Annotated in this window: 17 protein-coding genes; 14 read left to right on the forward strand and 3 right to left on the reverse strand. The window is 62.0% G+C overall.

Translation table 11 applies throughout. The features are described from left to right. Positions 1-37 precede the first annotated feature (37 nt). From lepB to EOA19_RS06295, 8 genes are all read left to right on the forward strand, one after another. Positions 38-787 carry a signal peptidase I gene (gene lepB, locus EOA19_RS06260; protein WP_013532585.1) on the forward strand — a complete coding sequence of 250 codons (750 nt, stop codon included), beginning with the start codon at positions 38-40 and terminating at the stop codon, positions 785-787. Further along, positions 787-1,539, forward strand: coding sequence for a ribonuclease III (gene rnc / locus EOA19_RS06265; protein WP_128303083.1), 753 nt, complete (start codon positions 787-789; stop codon positions 1,537-1,539). Before lepB ends, rnc begins: the two co-directional genes overlap by 1 nt. Then, complete coding sequence (gene era, locus EOA19_RS06270; protein ID WP_128303038.1) at positions 1,536-2,462, forward strand: GTPase Era; 927 nt, start codon at positions 1,536-1,538, stop codon at positions 2,460-2,462. Before rnc ends, era begins: the two co-directional genes overlap by 4 nt. Before the next feature lie 190 nt (positions 2,463-2,652). After that, positions 2,653-2,787, forward strand: coding sequence for a hypothetical protein (locus EOA19_RS36375; protein WP_281040470.1), 135 nt, complete (start codon positions 2,653-2,655; stop codon positions 2,785-2,787). A gap of 811 nt (positions 2,788-3,598) precedes the next feature. Then, positions 3,599-4,756: a porin gene (locus EOA19_RS06280; RefSeq protein ID WP_023812874.1), complete on the forward strand. Its 1,158-nt coding sequence runs from the start codon at positions 3,599-3,601 to the stop codon at positions 4,754-4,756. A 132-nt stretch (positions 4,757-4,888) separates the two neighbouring features. After that, a complete protein-coding gene (recO, locus tag EOA19_RS06285) occupies positions 4,889-5,665 on the forward strand; it encodes a DNA repair protein RecO (RefSeq protein ID WP_023812875.1) in 777 nt (258 codons plus the stop codon). Beyond that, a complete protein-coding gene (locus EOA19_RS06290) occupies positions 5,662-6,180 on the forward strand; it encodes a PaaI family thioesterase (protein ID WP_128303039.1) in 519 nt (172 codons plus the stop codon). Before recO ends, EOA19_RS06290 begins: the two co-directional genes overlap by 4 nt. A gap of 112 nt (positions 6,181-6,292) precedes the next feature. After that, positions 6,293-9,037 carry a DUF2339 domain-containing protein gene (locus EOA19_RS06295; RefSeq protein WP_128303040.1) on the forward strand — a complete coding sequence of 915 codons (2,745 nt, stop codon included), beginning with the start codon at positions 6,293-6,295 and terminating at the stop codon, positions 9,035-9,037. 50 nt (positions 9,038-9,087) lie between these two features. Here EOA19_RS06295 and EOA19_RS35810 read toward each other — a convergent pair whose 3' ends face one another. Both EOA19_RS35810 and EOA19_RS06305 read right to left on the reverse strand, forming a co-directional pair. Continuing rightward, on the reverse strand, positions 9,088-9,297 hold the full coding sequence (locus EOA19_RS35810; protein WP_245273265.1) for a hypothetical protein: 210 nt from the start codon (positions 9,295-9,297) through the stop codon (positions 9,088-9,090). 179 nt (positions 9,298-9,476) lie between these two features. Beyond that, positions 9,477-9,728, reverse strand: a complete 252-nt coding sequence (locus tag EOA19_RS06305) for a type II toxin-antitoxin system Phd/YefM family antitoxin (protein ID WP_023812878.1) — start codon at positions 9,726-9,728, stop codon at positions 9,477-9,479. A 219-nt stretch (positions 9,729-9,947) separates the two neighbouring features. On the opposite strand from EOA19_RS06305, the gene EOA19_RS06310 reads away from it, so the two are divergent. The 5 genes from EOA19_RS06310 (at position 9,948) to EOA19_RS06330 (ending at position 14,422) form a co-directional block, all read left to right on the forward strand. Continuing rightward, positions 9,948-10,466 carry an RNA polymerase sigma factor gene (locus EOA19_RS06310; protein WP_023812879.1) on the forward strand — a complete coding sequence of 173 codons (519 nt, stop codon included), beginning with the start codon at positions 9,948-9,950 and terminating at the stop codon, positions 10,464-10,466. Further along, complete coding sequence (locus tag EOA19_RS06315) at positions 10,463-11,254, forward strand: anti-sigma factor (protein WP_023812880.1); 792 nt, start codon at positions 10,463-10,465, stop codon at positions 11,252-11,254. The genes EOA19_RS06310 and EOA19_RS06315 overlap by 4 nt, the downstream gene beginning before the upstream one ends. Before the next feature lie 310 nt (positions 11,255-11,564). Continuing rightward, complete coding sequence (locus EOA19_RS06320; protein ID WP_127257394.1) at positions 11,565-12,668, forward strand: peptidase C39 family protein; 1,104 nt, start codon at positions 11,565-11,567, stop codon at positions 12,666-12,668. Then, positions 12,668-14,131 carry a RimK family protein gene (locus EOA19_RS06325; RefSeq protein WP_023812882.1) on the forward strand — a complete coding sequence of 488 codons (1,464 nt, stop codon included), beginning with the start codon at positions 12,668-12,670 and terminating at the stop codon, positions 14,129-14,131. The genes EOA19_RS06320 and EOA19_RS06325 overlap by 1 nt, the downstream gene beginning before the upstream one ends. 18 nt (positions 14,132-14,149) lie before the next feature. Beyond that, positions 14,150-14,422: a DUF3303 family protein gene (locus EOA19_RS06330; RefSeq protein WP_127268533.1), complete on the forward strand. Its 273-nt coding sequence runs from the start codon at positions 14,150-14,152 to the stop codon at positions 14,420-14,422. An 18-nt stretch (positions 14,423-14,440) separates the two neighbouring features. On the opposite strand, the gene EOA19_RS06335 is transcribed toward EOA19_RS06330, so the two are convergent. Then, entirely contained in the window at positions 14,441-15,352 is a 912-nt protein-coding gene (locus EOA19_RS06335) for a LysR substrate-binding domain-containing protein (RefSeq protein WP_128303041.1), read from the reverse strand. A 111-nt stretch (positions 15,353-15,463) separates the two neighbouring features. On the opposite strand from EOA19_RS06335, the gene EOA19_RS06340 reads away from it, so the two are divergent. Continuing rightward, positions 15,464-16,354 (forward strand): fatty acid desaturase family protein, encoded by an 891-nt coding sequence (locus EOA19_RS06340; protein WP_128303042.1) that lies wholly within the window; start codon positions 15,464-15,466, stop codon positions 16,352-16,354. The last annotated feature ends 12 nt before the right edge of the window (positions 16,355-16,366 follow it).

The following is a 16,366-nucleotide window of genomic DNA, read 5'->3' on the forward strand; positions in this document are numbered from 1 at the left end:
GAGACTCTATACCATCCAACGCACAATCGAGGACGACATGAGCGTGGCTGAAAAATCCGAGAAGAAATCCGGCGGGCTTGGCGAGACCGTCAGCGTCATCGTCCAGGCGCTTTTGCTCGCCCTGGTCATCCGCACGCTGCTGTTCCAGCCTTTTTCGATCCCGTCGGGATCGATGCGGCCGACGCTTTTGGAAGGCGACTATCTGTTCGTCACCAAATGGTCCTATGGCTATTCGCGCTACTCGCTGCCTTTCGGACCCGATATTTTTTCAGGCCGCATCTGGGGCTCCGAGCCGAAGCGCGGCGACGTAGCGGTTTTCAAGTTCCCGCCTGATCCGTCCGTCGACTACATCAAGCGCGTTGTCGGCCTGCCGGGTGACAAGATCCAGGTCAAGGACGGCCAGCTGTTCATCAACGGCGTCGGCGTGCCCCGCGTGAAAACAGGCCAGATCGACAATCCCGACATCACCGAAGAATCGCGACCGATCGATGTGTATCGTGAGACCTTGCCCAACGGCGTCAGCTACGACACGCTCGACCTGAATTCGAACTCGATCGGCGACAACACCCGCGAATTCGACGTGCCGCCCGGCCACTATTTCATGATGGGCGACAACCGGGACAATTCCGCCGACAGCCGTTTCACCGTCGGCTACGTTCCCGCGGAAAATCTGGTTGGCCGCGCCAATCTTGTTTTCTTCTCGATCGCCGGCAAGGCGAGCCCTCTCGAAATCTGGAAATGGCCGTCGCTGATGCGCGCTTCGCGCCTGTTCCACTTCGTCAATTGATGGCTTTGAAGCGTCCGACAGGCGAAACTCTGGCCGGTTTGGTGAAGGCCAAGACCGGCCACGTCTTCAAGGATGTCCGTTTGCTCGAGACCGCCCTGACGCATTCCAGCGCGGTCAAGGCGGCCACCAACAACCAACGTCTTGAATTTCTTGGCGACCGCGTGCTCGGGCTTGTCGTCGCCGATATGCTTTTCGAGAAATTTCCCGATGCGCCGGAAGGTGAAATCGCGCCGCGCTTCAATGCGCTGGTCGATGCGCGGACATGCTCGGAAATCGGCATCGAAATGCAGCTCGAAGATCTGGTCCGCGCCGATTCTGCCTTGAAGATGCGGTCGCGTGGCTCGGGCGGAAACTATCTGGCGGATGCGGTAGAAGCCCTGATCGCGGCGGTTTACGTCGACGGTGGCATCGAGGCCGCGCGGCGGTTCGTCCTGCGCTACTGGGAACCGCGCTCGCATACGGTGATCGCAAAACCGCTCAATCCGAAATCCGATCTGCAGGAATGGATTGCCAAGGCCAGCGATGCGCGTCCCGAATATGTGATCGAGAAACGCGAAGGCCCGGACCACCAGCCCGTCTTCACCGTGTCCTTGCAGGTCCGCGGCTTTGCGCCGATAAGCGGTACTGGCGGCTCCCGCAGGGTTGCCGAAGAAGCGGCGGCTTCGGCATTTCTTTTGCGCGAAGGCGTCTGGGCCACCACGTCGGCCCAAAAATCGGAGCGCGCGCGCTCAAGTGAAGGGAGTGCGGCATGACCGCCACCGAAGAACCGGCAACGGAAGCTGCCCCCACGCATTCCGGTTTCGTTGCCCTGATCGGCGCGCCCAATGCGGGCAAGTCGACGCTGGTCAACCAATTGGTCGGCGCCAAGGTGTCGATCGTCACCCACAAGGTGCAGACGACCCGCGCCATCGTGCGCGGCATCGCCACGCATGACAATGCGCAGATCGTTTTCGTCGACACGCCCGGCATCTTCAAGCCGAAGCGGAGGCTCGACACGGCGATGGTGACCACCGCCTGGGGCGGGGCCAAGGACGCCGATATCGTGCTGCTTTTGATCGACGCCGAGCGCGGCATCAGGGGCGACGCCGACGCCATCCTCGAACGGCTGAAGGATGTGCGCCAGCCGATGGTGCTGATCCTCAACAAGGTCGACCGCGTCAAGCACGAAGCGCTGCTGGCTCTGTCGGCGGCAGCGAACGAAAGGGTGCCGTTCAAGCGCACCTTCATGGTTTCGGCGCTGACTGGTTCCGGCTGCAAGGACGTGCTCGATTACCTGGCCGAGGCTCTGCCGGTCGGTCCCTGGTACTATCCGGAAGACCAGATCTCGGACCTGCCGATGCGCCAGCTCGCGGCCGAGATCACCCGCGAAAAACTTTATCTCAGGCTGCATCAGGAACTGCCCTATTCCTCGCATATCGAGACCGAGAAATGGGAAGAGAAGCCGGACGGCTCGGTGCGCATCGACCAGACCATCTATGTCGAGCGGGACAGCCAGAAGAAGATCGTTCTCGGCCACAAGGGCGAGACCATCCGCGCCATCGGCCAGGCGGCACGCATGGAGATAGCAGGCATCCTCGAACAGAAGGTGCACCTGTTCCTTTTCGTCAAGGTGCGCGAGAACTGGGGCGACGACCCCGAGCGCTACCGCGAAATGGGGCTCGAGTTTCCGCGCTAGACCGAAGGTCCGCGTAGCGACAGCGGCAAGCGGTTTTCGGAGAGTTCAAATAAATCGCTCCAGATCCATGGTCAGCAATCTGAACATCGACACGGCGCTTGTCAGCCGACTGGTCGCCACGCAGGAGTGATCTTGCGGTCAAGCCGGTCGAGATTGGCAGCTGAGGCTTCTATCTTGGCGACGAGATGAGGTGGAAAAGGGCGATCCCGCCTGTGATCTGGCAATTGCCTGGACGCTTTTCGAGGGCAAAAGCCGGGAAGCGTTCTGCGCCGGCCTTCCCGCCGACGAAGCGATGATGTGCAAAGCGCTGATCACGGTCGCCTGACACATCGGCACCAATCCCGTCGAGGTTGAAAAATCCTGGCACGTAGTCGATGAAGTGCTTGCCGATCACGCGCGGGCGTGAAGCGCCGAACGATAAGCCGCTCTAGCCAACCAGAACCCTGATCCTGTCGCCGGACCATCCGCCATCGCATGGCGTGACCAGGGACATTCTGGCCGAAGCGATGCTTTCCAGGACCTATGTATGCCAATCCGCCTATCGAGGCGGGCGATCACGTCGCCTGCGCCGCCAAGGTCGATTGAGAGGCGTTACGGAGGAATCGTTTTTCAACGGTTGGCTGCTGTCACAATCAGCGAAGCGACGGCGCTCCAGGGAATTTCGATCGCTTTGGAAGAGGCAGACAGGCTTGGAGGCGTCATCCCGCTTTTCGCCTCGGTATCAAAGTGGGTTTGGCGGATCGGCGGCATCTGACGATAAAGGGGGCGGCAAGATTCAGGCGATTTCGGCGTAAATCAGGTAGATATTCCGCATTATGCGGTCATTTTGGAAATATAGCACGTCACAATTGTATTTAGCCGCGAAAGTATCGGTATATATATTTAATAAATGACATTGTGCCAGTTGTGCCACTCGTCGGATTCGCAAGTGTTATTTGTGCAACACAGTATTAATCTGTTCAAGGAATTGGCATTATTCGAGAAATCGTCATTGAAGACAGATGATCGTTGGGTATGTTCGCCGCTGAAAAGGGCGAGCGATGCGAGCCTTTTTCGCTGTGGGGGTGAGGCGGGAAAACATTGCCGCCAGCCACAAATCCGAAGCCATTTATAACTATGACTGGAGAGGTCAGAAAATGAACATCAAGAGCCTCCTTCTCGGCTCAGCCGCGGCCCTGATCGCGGCCAGCGGCGCGCGCGCCGCGGACGCTGTCGTCGTTGCCGAGCCGGAACCTGCCGAATACGTCAAGATTTGCGACGTCTATGGCGCCGGCTACTTCTACATCCCGGGCACCGAGACCTGCCTGCGCATCGGCGGCTATCTCCGCTACGACATGGGCGTCGGCGATTCCGGCACGTTCGATGGTGTCAACAACGTTGCCGATCACATGGACGGCGATAGGCACGACACTTATTACAAGAACATGCGCTTCACGCTGAGGACTTATACCGGCCAGGAAACCGAGCTCGGCACGTTGAAGACCTTCACCGAGACCCGGTTCCAGTTCGGCAACTCCTCTGGCGACTATGACGGAAGCTCAAGCACTGGCTGGCAAGCCGGCAATAACAAGGCAGATGGAACCAGCAAGACTTCGCTGAATTTCGCCTGGATCCAGCTCGGTGGCCTGCGGGTCGGCAAGGATGAAACGGTATACGACCAGTTCATCGGCTATGCCGGCAATGTCATCCAGGACACGCTCATCCCGTATGGTGTCAAGGATACCAACCTCATCAGCTACTACTTCGACGCAGGCAGCGGCTTCACGGGCGTGGTCTCGCTCGAAGAAGGCACCGCCGTCAACACGATCGACAGCTACGTTCCGCATGTTGTCGGCGGTTTGAAGTACAAGGGCGACTGGGGTGCGATCACCGGCGTCGTGGCCTATGACAGCAACTATGAGGAAGTGTCCGGCAAGGTCCGTCTGGACGTCAACGTCAGCAAGGAACTGACGCTGTTCGTCATGGGCGGCTACGGCACCAACGACAACATCAACGACTTCGGCACAGGCCGTACCCAATACAAGCCATGGGGCGGAAACTGGGCGATCTGGGGCGGCGGCACCTACAAGTTCAACGACAAGACCTCGTTCAACGCCCAGGTCTCCTATGACGACTGGAAGAACCTCGGCGTCGCGGCCAACGTTGCCTACACCATCGTCCCCGGTTACACGATCACGGCCGAAGTCGATTACCTCAATGCAGGAAAATTCGACGACTTCGATTTCAACAACTGGACCAAGGCCGACAAGAAGAGCAGCGTCGGCGGCATCGTTCGCTTCCAGCGCAATTTCTAACAGATCGACTGACCTCACCAGCCCGCCCGCAGCACATCGCTGCGGGCGGTTTTTTATGCCATTGGCATGAGAGTTACACAGGGCCAAGCCGATACCTTGATTTCGCCACCCGATCGGTGAAAAGCTCCTGAAATGGAATGGCGCGACGAGGGAATCATTCTCGGCACCCGCAAGCATGGCGAAACCAGCGCCATTCTCGAGGTGTTGACGCGAGCGCATGGCCGTCATCTCGGCCTTGTTCGCGGCGGCCGTTCGCGCAAGCAGCAGCCTGTTCTCCAGCCCGGCAACCGTGTCGACCTGTTGTGGCGAGCGCGCCTTGACGAGCACCTCGGCACGTTCCAGGCCGAAGCGATCGAGATGAACGCGGCCCGGCTGATGGACAGCGCCGTCGCCGTCTACGGCTTGCAGACCATGGCCGCGCATCTGCGCCTGCTGCCCGAGCGCGATGCGCACGAAGGTCTTTACGAAACGCTTGCCGTAATGATCGTCCATCTCGACGATGCCGAAATTGCCGGCGAACTGGTGGCGCGCTTCGAGCTTCTGGTGCTGGACGAACTCGGCTTCGGCCTCGATCTCAGTCAATGTGCCGCCACCGGCACGCGACAGGACCTGGCCTATGTCTCGCCGAAGTCGGGACGCGCGGTATCGCGCGAAGCCGGTTTGCCTTGGCGCGACAAGATGCTGACTCTGCCGGCTTTCCTGCAGCGCGGCTCCGGCCTGCGCGCCGATGCGGCAGCGGTCGAGGACGCCTTCCGGCTCACCGGCTTCTTCTTCAACCGCCATGTCTATGAGCCGCGCGGCTTCGAGCCGCCAGACGCTCGTACCGGCTTCCTCGCCGCCTTGCGCAAACATCACGCGCGCGGCAAGGCCATAGCTGGCGAGGACGCAGCCAGAGAAATCATCACATGAGCGAGGTCGAACTTTATCCTGGCCGGGTCTCACCGCTCGGCCTCGGCACCATTCCGCACGCCGACATCCTGAAACACACCGGTTTGGAATTGCTGCAGCGCATCGTCGACGGCAAGTATCCGGCGCCGCCGATTTCCTTTCAGCTGAATTTCACTCTCACCGAAGTCTCGGAAGGGCGCGCTGTCTTTCGTGGCATGCCGAGCGAGCGCCATCTCAATCCGCTGGGCAGCGTACATGGCGGCTGGGCGGCGACGCTGCTCGATTCGGCACTGGCCTGTGCCGTGCAGACGCTGCTCGAAAAGGGCGAGGCCTATACGACGGCGGAGTTCAAGGTGAATTTGACGCGTCCCATCACGCCGAGGACCGGCGAGGTGGTGTGCGAGGGCAGGGTTGTTCACAAGGGCCGCACGTTGGCGGTGTCGGAAGCGACGTTGAAGGATGCCGGCGGCAAGCTGCTGGCTTTCGGCACCGAAACATGCTCGATCTTTCCGGCCGCCAATCTGGCGGCGCGTTGACTGGCGGCGCGTTGAGTTTTCCGAGCTTGGATTTTCTGGCCGCTTGGCCGCCGCATTTGAATGTCAGTACGACGAATGTCAGTGAAAACTGGCCTGGTTTGGGGGAACCGCCATGTTTGAAAGCCTGATCGGCCTTGTCGCCATCATCGCCTTGTTCGTCATCATTTCGCGCCAGCAGAGCCGCATCGGCCTTGTCGAGCGTGAACTAGGCGCGCTGCGCAGCCTGGTCCTTTCCGGTGCCGTGCTGCCTGCGGCCCAGTCGTCCGAACAGGTGGACGACAACGCGCCCGCCGACATGGCTCCGGACGCAGCGGCTGCGACCGATATCGTTCCGCCGGAGGTAAGCGCAGCGGTCACCGCCCCGGCGCCAGCCACGGACACGGAAGACTCGACCGGCGAGATCGTCTCCGGGCCGTGGACCGCTCCAGAACCTGCACCGAAGGCGGTGGATACCGCGGAGCTTCCCGGAGCGGCGAAAGCCGCCCGCCAATCCGATGTCGAAACCGCGCTCGGCACCCGCTGGGCGGTCTGGGTCGGAGGCATCGCACTGGCGCTGGGCGGCCTGTTCCTGATCCGCTACACCATCGAAGCCGGCATTTTCGGTCCCGGCGTGCGGCTGACCATGGCCGGCGTGCTCGGCCTTGTGCTGGTCGCCGGCGGCGAGTTCATCCGGCGCACCGGCTTCAAAGTACCGGTGCAAGGCGCTGCCGGCGCCTATATCCCGGCGATCCTGACCGCGGCCGGTGCCTTCATCCTGTTCGGCACCGTCTATGCCGCGCATGGCATTTACGGCTTCATCGGCCCGGCACTTGCTTTCATTCTGCTTGGCGTCATCGGGGTGGCGACGATCGCGGCAGCCCTTGTCCATGGCCAGGCGCTGGCCGGCATCGGCCTTGTCGGCGCCATGGTGACGCCAGTGCTGGTCGCCTCGCAGGCACCCAGTCCCTGGGCGCTGTTCGGCTATCTCGCGATCGTGCTCGCAGCGACCGGCGTCATCGCCCGCATGCGCGACTGGAAATTACTGATCGCGGCCGCCTTTTTCGGCACCGGTGTCTGGACCATCCTCTATATGACCGATGCGCCGGGGGCGAACCTCTCCGCCATCCTGTTCATCGACGCCGTCACGCTGGCTGTGCTGGCCCTTGTCTGGCTCGCTCGCCGTGGCGATGAAACCGGGCCGGCCAGGGTTTTCGACTGGCCGTCTATCGTGCCTGGCTTGTTCATCGCATTCTCGGCGCTGGGCCTGTCGGTCGACCCGGTCTTTGCAGCCGCCGGCGATGCCTTGCCGGGCGCGGTGGTGATCGCCGCAATGGTGGCTGTCGCGCTTTATCGTCCGCTGGCGCTGCCGCTCCTCTATGCCGCGGGACTGGTCATGGTGCTGATCTATCTCGGCATCATCCCGCCAACCTCGATCGCTTCCGATTTTTCGGGCGGTGCCCTGGGCGTCGACGGACTGCCGGTGGCCACGTCCAACGCGCTGACCTTGCGCATCGGCATCGTACTTGGCCTGGTTTTCATCGGCGCCGGCTTCTGGGCCGCACGCCGGTTCGCCGCCGGCACGCAGATCCGCGCGGCCTCATGGGCAGCGTGGGGCGTCATCGTCCCGCTGGTCGTCCTGCTGGCGCTCTGGTTCACTTTCGGCAATCTCGACCGTGACTTTGTCTACGCTGCCGCGGCGGCACTGCTGGTCGTCATTTTCGCCGCCGGTGGCGAGTGGATCGCGCGGGCCGAGGAGCCGCCGCTCAAGGGCGGTGTCGCGGTGTCGTTTGCCCTGGGCGGCGCGGCCATCGCCGGGCTCCTGCTCATGCATATGGCTTTCGATTCCGGCTGGACCACCATCCTGCTCGGTGCGGCGGCCATCGTGCCGGCGCTGGCCACGCGCCGGCGCGCCTATCCGGTGCTCGGCTGGATTTCGGTCGGCGCTGTGATCGCGGTGCTTGGCCGCGTCGCTTTCGACCCGACCATTGTCGGCGCCGGGTTCCTGTCGAGGACACCGGTCTTCAACTGGCTGTTGCCCGGCTACGGCGTGCCGGCGCTGGCCTTCGGCTTCGCCGCCTGGCAGCTCGCCCGCACCACGAATGGCCGGCCGCGCCTTGCCATGGAGGCGGCTGCGGCGCTGTTTGCGCTGCTCACGCTCGCCATGCTGGTGCGCCACGCCATGCACGGCGGCGTCATCGACACGGGTGCCATGACGCTCGCCGAACAGTCGATCTACACGCTGATCGCCATTGGCGCCGGCGCCATCCTGGTCGCCATCGACATGCGCTCGCCAAGCTCGGTGCTGCGCTATGGTTCGATGGCCGCCGGTGTGGCCTCGGTCGCCTTCATCGTTGTCAGGCATTTCGTCTTGCTGAACCCATTGTTCACCGACGAATCGACCGGCCGCATCCCGGTGTTCAACCTGTTGTTCCTCGCCTATCTCCTGCCGGCGATCGCCGCCGGGGGACTGGCGCTCTACACCAGGGACAAGCGGCCGAAATGGTATGCGCAGATGCTGGCTGTGGTGGCTGCCGCACTTGCCTTCGCCTATGCCACGCTCTCGGTGAGGCGTCTGTTCAAGGGCGAGTTCATCGGCTTGTGGAGCGGCCTCGGCCAGCTGGAAACCTACACCTACTCGGCGCTTTGGCTGGTCATCGGTGTGGCGCTGCTCACCGCCGGCGTCTGGCTGAAGTCGCAGGTGCTGCGAATTGCCTCGGCCGCGCTGATCGCGATCGCCGTGCTGAAAGTCTTCATCTTCGACATGTCGGAGTTGGAGGGAGTGCTCAGGGCGCTGTCCTTCATCGGCCTCGGCGCGGTGCTGATCGGCATCGGACTGTTTTATCAGCGGCTGCTGACGCGGGCGGCGAAGGAGGGATGACACGCTTGCTTCCGTGAACAGTTCTTACCGGTTCATGGACCGCCTATTCGCTATTTTCGGATGGTGCCACGCACGCGGCGTTGTACGACTGCCTCTTTGATGAGGCCCGCGATCTTGCGGACAAACGCCGGGCTGAAGGGGCCTATTGGCTTCGTCGTGACCAGATCATAAGCTTCGTCGACTTGTACGCGGTTGTACTCGTCTAGAATCAGCCACGACGGAAAATCGAGCCCACCTCTGCGGCACTCGATTTCGCTCACGGCAACATGCGTGTGGGACTGGTCGGGCTTTTGCGAAGTGAGCGGGAACAAGAAGAGTGCGGCAGGCGTTGCCGGGCGTTCTAACCACAATGCAGACGGGCCGCGCCTTGCGGCCGGACTCCTCGCCGACATCAGCCTGCCGCGCCCATAGATAGTAGTATCGAAGCAAATCGCCGGGCTTAAGCATCCGGCTTGTCGCCGGTTGTGATGGCCTCCAATCCGGACATGAGTTCATCGTGGATCTCGTCCGGCGCGTCCTCAAGCGTGTAGGCTACGGCATGAGGCGAACTGACGAGCTGCCGGTATTGGGTGGCTGACAGGATGATCAGCTTCTCCTTGCCACGTTTCGTGAGAGCGACAGGCTCGATCATTGCCGTTTCGAGAATTTCGCCGGACGCCCGGTTCATGTCTGAAAAGGTGAACTGCTTCATCGGGTGGTCCTCATACGTATTTCACCTATTGTGCATATTTTACGTATCTAAGCAATCGATTTGCCGCTGCCTTCCGGTCGGGAATAAATCGGCACCAGCCAGCGTTATCTCATTGCTTGGGTGACCGGAGCGGCGGACCGCTTCGCGCTGGCCGCTTGCGCCGCGCCCGGAAGGCGCGTTCAATCGGATCAACAAGGGCGACCTCGAAAACCAGCGGTCATGGACGAAAAGAAGGCAGCAATCCTTGGCGAAATACCGCGCCTGCGCCGCTACGCACGCTCGCTTTTGCGCGACCGCGACGCTGCCGACGATCTCGTCCAGGATTGCCTCGAGCGGGCGCTCGTGCGGCTCGACAATTGGCAGACAGGAGAAAGCCCCCGGAGGTGGCTGTTTACGATCATGCATCATTTGTTCATCGACCAGATGCGCAAGGTGAACCGTCGCGGCGAGGCGGCGATGTTGCCGCTGGAGGCGGGCGAGGCCGTTGCCCAGCCGGCCGAGCAGATGGAGAGCATTGCCTCGCGCGAGATCATCGACGCATTGCAGGCGATCAGCCCCGACCGTCGCGCAGCCCTTGTCATGGTTGCCATCGAAGGTTTTTCCTACGCCGAAGCCGCCAACATTCTGGGCGTGCCTGCGGGCACGCTGATGTCGCGCATTGCGCGCGGGCGTGAGGAATTGCGCGGGTTGCTGGACGACACGGCGCGCCGCCGGGCGATAAGGATCGTCGAGAAATGATCCGCCGCGACTTTTCCGAACGTGACATCCACATGGCGCTCGATGGCGAGCTGCCCGGCGATGAGCGCTCGGCCTACGATGCCTGGCTCGACGCCAATCCCGAGATGAAGGCCAAGAGCGCCCGTTTCACCGCCGACCGAGCGGCGCTGCGTGCCGCCTTCGCCGACGTGCTGGACGAAGCCGTGCCTGCGCGGTTGCGCAAGGTCGTGCTTGGCGAGACGCCGGTCAAGGCATCTGTGCCACGCTCACGCTGGTGGCTTGCCGCTGCTGCCGCCGTGCTTCTGGTCACTGGCGGACTTGGTGGCTACTTTGCCGGCATCGATGGCATCGGCCAGGAGGACCCGGCGGAAGATCGGCTGGCCGAGCAGGCAATCGCGGCCCATGTCATCTATGCCGCCGAAAAGCGGCATGCCGTCGAGGTGCCGGCCAGCGACAAGGACCATCTGCAGACCTGGCTGTCCAACCGGATAGGGCTGAAGCTGGTGGCGCCGGACCTGACCGCCGACGGATTCCAGCTGGTCGGCGGCCGGCTGTTGCCGGCAGGCGAGAGCAAGGCCGCCATGCTGCTTTACGAGGACGGCAATGGGCAGCGTATCTCGCTGTTCGTCACCACGGAATCGACCGAGAATGCCAAGGGCACCTACGCCGCCGCGCAAGACGGACCCGAGGCCGTCTACTGGCTGGACAAGGGCTATGGCTGTGCCGTGGTCGGCTCCTTGCCGCGCGAGCGGTTGGCCGAGGTCGCGAGGAGCGCCTACACGCAACTTGTAAACGGGCTGGCAAGCTGAACGGCATCGCTTTTGCCGGTGCCGTCGATGCGCGAATGCTGATCCGGCCGAAGGACCTTTTGCGCCCGTCGGGCCGGCGTCGGATTTGTCACAATTCGGCCCTAATCGAGGTGCGATAGCGCTTGATGAATGCCGTCGCATCGCCCCGAAAATCGGAAACGGTTTTTGGAAACCCGAGGCGAAGATTCAAGGTGGTGGAGCGGACTTCGTGCGCCCAGGTGGACGCCGGTTTTCCCAACGCCCTGGTTGGCGTCAAGGACGTGTTCGAGTAGGGCCATTTCCACCACCAATCGAGGTTTTCTGAAGCCGCATGCCTGCCGAGATCCGCACGGCCCGCGCGTCTGACGTCGATGATCTCGCCGCCATTGAGAAAGCTGTTTTCTCAAGCGACCGTATTTCCCGCCGCTCCTTCCGCCTGTTCATCGAGCGTGAAACCGCCGAGACGCTGGTCGCCGAAGTCGACGGCCGCGTGGCCGGCTATGCGATCGTGCTGTTTCGCAAGGGCAGCGGCGTGGCGCGCCTCTACTCGATTGCGACCAGTCCGTTTTTCGGCGGACTGGGTGTCGGCCGCATGCTGCTCGGATCCGCCGAAGATGCCGCCTTCGAGCACGACCGCATGATGCTGCGCCTCGAAGTTCGCGAGGACAACAGCCGCGCGATCCGCATCTACGAACGGGCCGGTTATCGCAAGATCGGCCGTGAGCCCGGCTACTATGAGGATGGCGAAACGGCACTTCGCTACGAAAAGACCTTGCGTGGCGACATTCCGATCGCCACCAAGGTTCCGTTCTACCCGCAGACCTGCGAATTCACCTGCGGCCCGTGCTGCCTGATGATGGCGATGGCCAATTTCGATCGCGGCTTCGTGCCGGATCCGGTCATGGAAATCCGCCTGTGGCGTGAAGCGACGACCGTCTTCATGATGTCGGGTCCCGGTGGTTGCGAGCCATTCGGCCTTGCTGTCTCGGGCTACGAAAGCGGGCTCGCGGTGGAGATCTACGTTTCCTTCTATGGCGCGCTGTTCCTGCAATCGGTGCGCAGTGAGGACAAGCGCAGGGTGATGGAACTGGCCCAGGTCGACTTTCGCCGACGCGCGGAACTTTACGGTATCCCGGTGAATTACCGTGCATTCACAATCGACGATATCCGCGCTGCGATCGCTGGGGGAAAGCTGGTGCTGGTGCTGATCAGCGGCTTCCTGATGTTCGGCAAGAAGGTGCCGCACTGGGTGCTGGCGATCGGCGATGACGGCGACCATATCCTGATCCACGACCCTTGGGTCGAGGATGAAAGGCAGGAGACCATCCTTGATGCAGCCAACATTCCCGTGCCTTACGGCATCTTCATGAACATGGCGCAGTTCGGTCGCGATGGACTGCGTGCCGCCATCACTCTGGGAAAGCGTGACAGATAATGACCTGGGTCATCCTTACCGGCAGGCAGAGCGATCTCGACCAGGTGGCGACACCACACAAGATCATCACCAATCGCGACTATCTTGCGCATCCGTCGCTGTTTCGCGGCCAGCGGCCGAAGGTCATCAACCTGTCGAACAACTACGCCTACCAGAGCCGCGGCTACTATGCGTCGCTGCTGGCAAGCTCGCGCGGCCACAAGGTGATCCCGACCGTCGAGACGATGATCGACCTGTCGGAGCGCAAGCTCTATGAACACGCTTTGCCGGAACTGGAACTGGCGCTCAACAAATGCCGCAAGGACCTCGGCGACGTTTTTCCGCAAAAGGTCTGCATCTTCTTCGGCATCGGCCCGTCGAAAATCTGGGACCGCTTCGCCAAACTTCTGTTCGACTGGTTCCGCGCGCCGGCGCTCGAAGTCCACATCAAGGACAGCGCCGAATGGGCCTCGATCCGCAAGATCGGTTTCCATCCGCTGGCGCGGATGACCGAGGACGAGGAAAAAAGCTTCATCCAGTGCCTGGAGACCTACACCAACCGCGAATGGCGCGACACCAAGGGCCGCACGCCGGCGCGCTACACCTTCGCCACGCTGGTCGACCCGCATGAGGAATTGCCGCCCTCGGAGATATCGTCGCTGCGCTATTGGGCCAAGATCGCCGAGAAGATGGGCGTCGAAATCGAGCCGATCACCAAACGGGACCTCGCCAAGCTCGCCAATTACGACGCGCTGTTCATCCGCGAGACCACCTCGATCTCCAACCACACCTATCGTTTCGCCCGCCGCGCCCAGCAGGAAGGAATGCCGGTGATCGACGATCCGCTGTCGATGATCCGCTGCACCAACAAGGTCTATCTCAACGAGCTGATGGCCTACAACAAGGTGCCGGTGCCGCCGACGGTGATGATCGCCGGCACCTCGGATCTCGAACTGGCGGCGCAGACCCTGGGCTTTCCGCTGGTGCTGAAGATCCCGGATTCGTCGTTCTCGCGCGGCGTCAAGAAATGCGCCAATTTCGAGGAACTGAAGACGCTGGCCACCGAATGGCTGGAGGATTCCGACCTTCTGATCGCGCAGAAATTCATTCCGACCGAGTATGACTGGCGCGTCGGCGTGCTCGGCGGCCAGCCATTGTTTGCCGTGCACTATCTGATGGCCAAGAAGCACTGGCAGATCGTCAACCACAAGGCCAACGGCAAGCCCGACCAGGGCGGCATCAAGACCTTCACGCTAAAGGAAACGCCGGCGCATGTCGTCGAGACGGCAGTGAAGGCGGCGCGCTGCATCGGTGACGGGCTCTATGGAGTCGATCTCAAGGAGACCAAGGACGGCGTCTTCGTCATAGAGGTCAACGACAATCCCAACCTCGACCATGGCTGGGAGGATTCCGGCGAGAAGGACGAGGTCTGGGTGCGGCTGACGCAGTGGTTCCTGGAGCGGCTGGACCGGCCGGGGCGGTAATTTGATCGGGGGTAGAACATGCAGTTCATCGTCATCGAGGATTTCACCGGCTGCGATCGCAAGGAGATCTACCGCCGCTTTCGCGACCGCGGCCGCCTGAAACCTGACGAGCTTCTCGTGCACCACAGTTGGATCGCGGCGGACATGAGCCGCTGCTTCCTGCTGGTGGAGACCGATGACGTCACACTGCTGCAGCGTTGGGTCATCGAATGGGCGGATCTGGTGGAGTTCGAGATCATCCCCGTGGCGACAAACAAGGACATGGCTGAGGCATTGAGCGGGCACCTCTGATCATCGCCGCACACTACGTCAACGCAGTGCCGGCGAGCCGACTGCGCGCCGACACTCGTCGATCAGCCACAGGCGAAACGCCGCCACGACATCGCGCCTGGCGCTGCGCTCCGGGATCGTCAGGCAATAGGGCTGGCGCAGCTCCAGTGCCTGGGCGAGGGGCCTGACAAGTCGGCCGTCTGCCAGCGCCGCGGCACAGTAGATCCCTTGCGCCAGCGCCACGCCCAATCCCGAAATGGCAAGGTCGAGTGCCGCGCGCGATGAGTTGGCCGAGAGGCCCCGCTGCGCTGCCCGGCCGGGCTCGATGCCGGCCGCCTCGAACCAGTTGTGCCAGGACGGAAAGGACGCACCAGTCGGTCCCCAGCCCGTGTGGATAAGCGGCAGGCTGGCCAGGCCCTCGGGTTTGATTGTGTCCGCCAGCCCGGGGGCACACACGGGATAGACTGCGTCCTGGACGATGTCCTCGGTCGGGTGCTCGCGATAATGCGGCCCATAGGAGAGCCTGATGTCGATCAGTTCACGGTCGAACGGCACCGGGTCGTCGTCGCCTCTGAGCGATATGTCGACGACGCCATGGCTTGAGGCAAAACCAGCGAGACGCTGCGAAAGCCAACCCATGGCCATGGATGGCGGCACCGACACCACAAGGCGTGGGCGGAACGTATCGCCGCCCAGCTGGCGCGCGACGCTGCCGATCTCCTGGAAGGCCATGGTCAGCCTGGGCAGCATCTCGACGCCGGCCTCGGTGAGGACGACGCGCCGGTTGACGCGGTGGAACAGCTTGCGGCCCATCTGCTCCTCGACCGTGCGGATGAGCTGACTGACGGCAGCGGCCGACACCGAAAGCTCTTCCGCCGCCGCGGCAAAGCTGCCTATACGGGCCGCAGCCTCGAAAGCTTGAAGCCCTTTGAGAGAGGGAGGTACGGCCATAATCACCGAATAGATAAGTTCAGCTTATCTAGATTGCAGAAATCGTCGTTTTTGGAAAGGTTGTTCATTGGCTACAGTGGGTTCATCAAACTCCAGTCTGGATCGAAGCACGTGGATCATCGTGACGTAATTTCATCGCTGACGCAGGAGGAGCGCAATCGGCTGACCGCCAAGTCTGATGTTGCGGGCCTCGTTCAGCTTGCTGCTCATTGGGGCGCGATCGTGGTCGTCGGATCGCTGATCGCCGTCAAGGTGCCGTTCTGGCCACTGCTGATGCTGCCGCAAGGTTTCCTCATCGTCTTCCTGTTCACGCTGCTGCACGAAACGGTCCATCGCACGGCCTTTGAGTCGCAATGGCTGAACGATGCCATGGCGCGGGTGTGCAGCCTGGCGATCGCGCTGCCGGCGGACTGGTTTCGCTATTTCCATTTCGCCCACCATCGATACACGCAGGACCCGCAGAACGACCCGGAACTGGCCTTTCCCAAACCGGAGACATGGCGGCAATATCTTGTCCACATATCCGGCATTCCATTGTGGTGGGGCCACCTCAAGACGCTTTATGCCAACGCGATGGACCGCGGCCGGGAAAGCTACGTTCCACCCAAGGGCTATGACAAGGTGCGCATCGAGGCGCGTGCCATGATTGCCTTCTATGCCGTGGTCATTCTGCTGGCCGTCTATTTCCAGCTCTCGGTGCTTCTCTATGTCTGGATCCTGCCCGCGCTGTTGGGACAGCCGTTTCTGCGCCTCTATCTCTTGGCCGAGCACGGCCGTTGTCCGTTCGTCGCCAACATGCTGGAGAACACCCGGACCACGCTGACCAACTGGCTGGTCCGCAAGCTGGCGTGGAACATGCCGTTCCATGCCGAGCATCATGCCTATCCCGGCGTGCCGTTTCATCAACTGCCGCAGTTTCATGCACTGATCGGGCGGCATCTCAAGGTGGTCGAGCCCGGCTATGTCAGCTTCCACGGCAAATACATCGACACGCTGCGTTGACGATGGCCGGCC

The organism is Mesorhizobium sp. M7A.F.Ca.US.010.02.1.1 (assembly GCF_004023085.1).
Lineage (GTDB): Bacteria > Pseudomonadota > Alphaproteobacteria > Rhizobiales > Rhizobiaceae > Mesorhizobium.

Bases quoted from the DNA above. Each gene is read 5' to 3' on its own strand.
- lepB (WP_013532585.1), top strand. From the start codon at position 38: ATGAGCGTGGCTGAAAAATCCGAGAAGAAATCCGGCGGGCTTGGCGAG.
- rnc (WP_128303083.1), top strand. From the start codon at position 787: ATGGCTTTGAAGCGTCCGACAGGCGAAACTCTGGCCGGTTTGGTGAAG.
- era (WP_128303038.1), top strand. From the start codon at position 1,536: ATGACCGCCACCGAAGAACCGGCAACGGAAGCTGCCCCCACGCATTCC.
- EOA19_RS06280 (WP_023812874.1), top strand. From the start codon at position 3,599: ATGAACATCAAGAGCCTCCTTCTCGGCTCAGCCGCGGCCCTGATCGCG.
- recO (WP_023812875.1), top strand. From the start codon at position 4,889: ATGGAATGGCGCGACGAGGGAATCATTCTCGGCACCCGCAAGCATGGC.
- EOA19_RS06290 (WP_128303039.1), top strand. From the start codon at position 5,662: ATGAGCGAGGTCGAACTTTATCCTGGCCGGGTCTCACCGCTCGGCCTC.
- EOA19_RS06295 (WP_128303040.1), top strand. From the start codon at position 6,293: ATGTTTGAAAGCCTGATCGGCCTTGTCGCCATCATCGCCTTGTTCGTC.
- EOA19_RS06305 (WP_023812878.1), bottom strand. From the start codon at position 9,728: ATGAAGCAGTTCACCTTTTCAGACATGAACCGGGCGTCCGGCGAAATT.
- EOA19_RS06310 (WP_023812879.1), top strand. From the start codon at position 9,948: ATGGACGAAAAGAAGGCAGCAATCCTTGGCGAAATACCGCGCCTGCGC.
- EOA19_RS06315 (WP_023812880.1), top strand. From the start codon at position 10,463: ATGATCCGCCGCGACTTTTCCGAACGTGACATCCACATGGCGCTCGAT.
- EOA19_RS06320 (WP_127257394.1), top strand. From the start codon at position 11,565: ATGCCTGCCGAGATCCGCACGGCCCGCGCGTCTGACGTCGATGATCTC.
- EOA19_RS06325 (WP_023812882.1), top strand. From the start codon at position 12,668: ATGACCTGGGTCATCCTTACCGGCAGGCAGAGCGATCTCGACCAGGTG.
- EOA19_RS06330 (WP_127268533.1), top strand. From the start codon at position 14,150: ATGCAGTTCATCGTCATCGAGGATTTCACCGGCTGCGATCGCAAGGAG.
- EOA19_RS06335 (WP_128303041.1), bottom strand. From the start codon at position 15,352: ATGGCCGTACCTCCCTCTCTCAAAGGGCTTCAAGCTTTCGAGGCTGCG.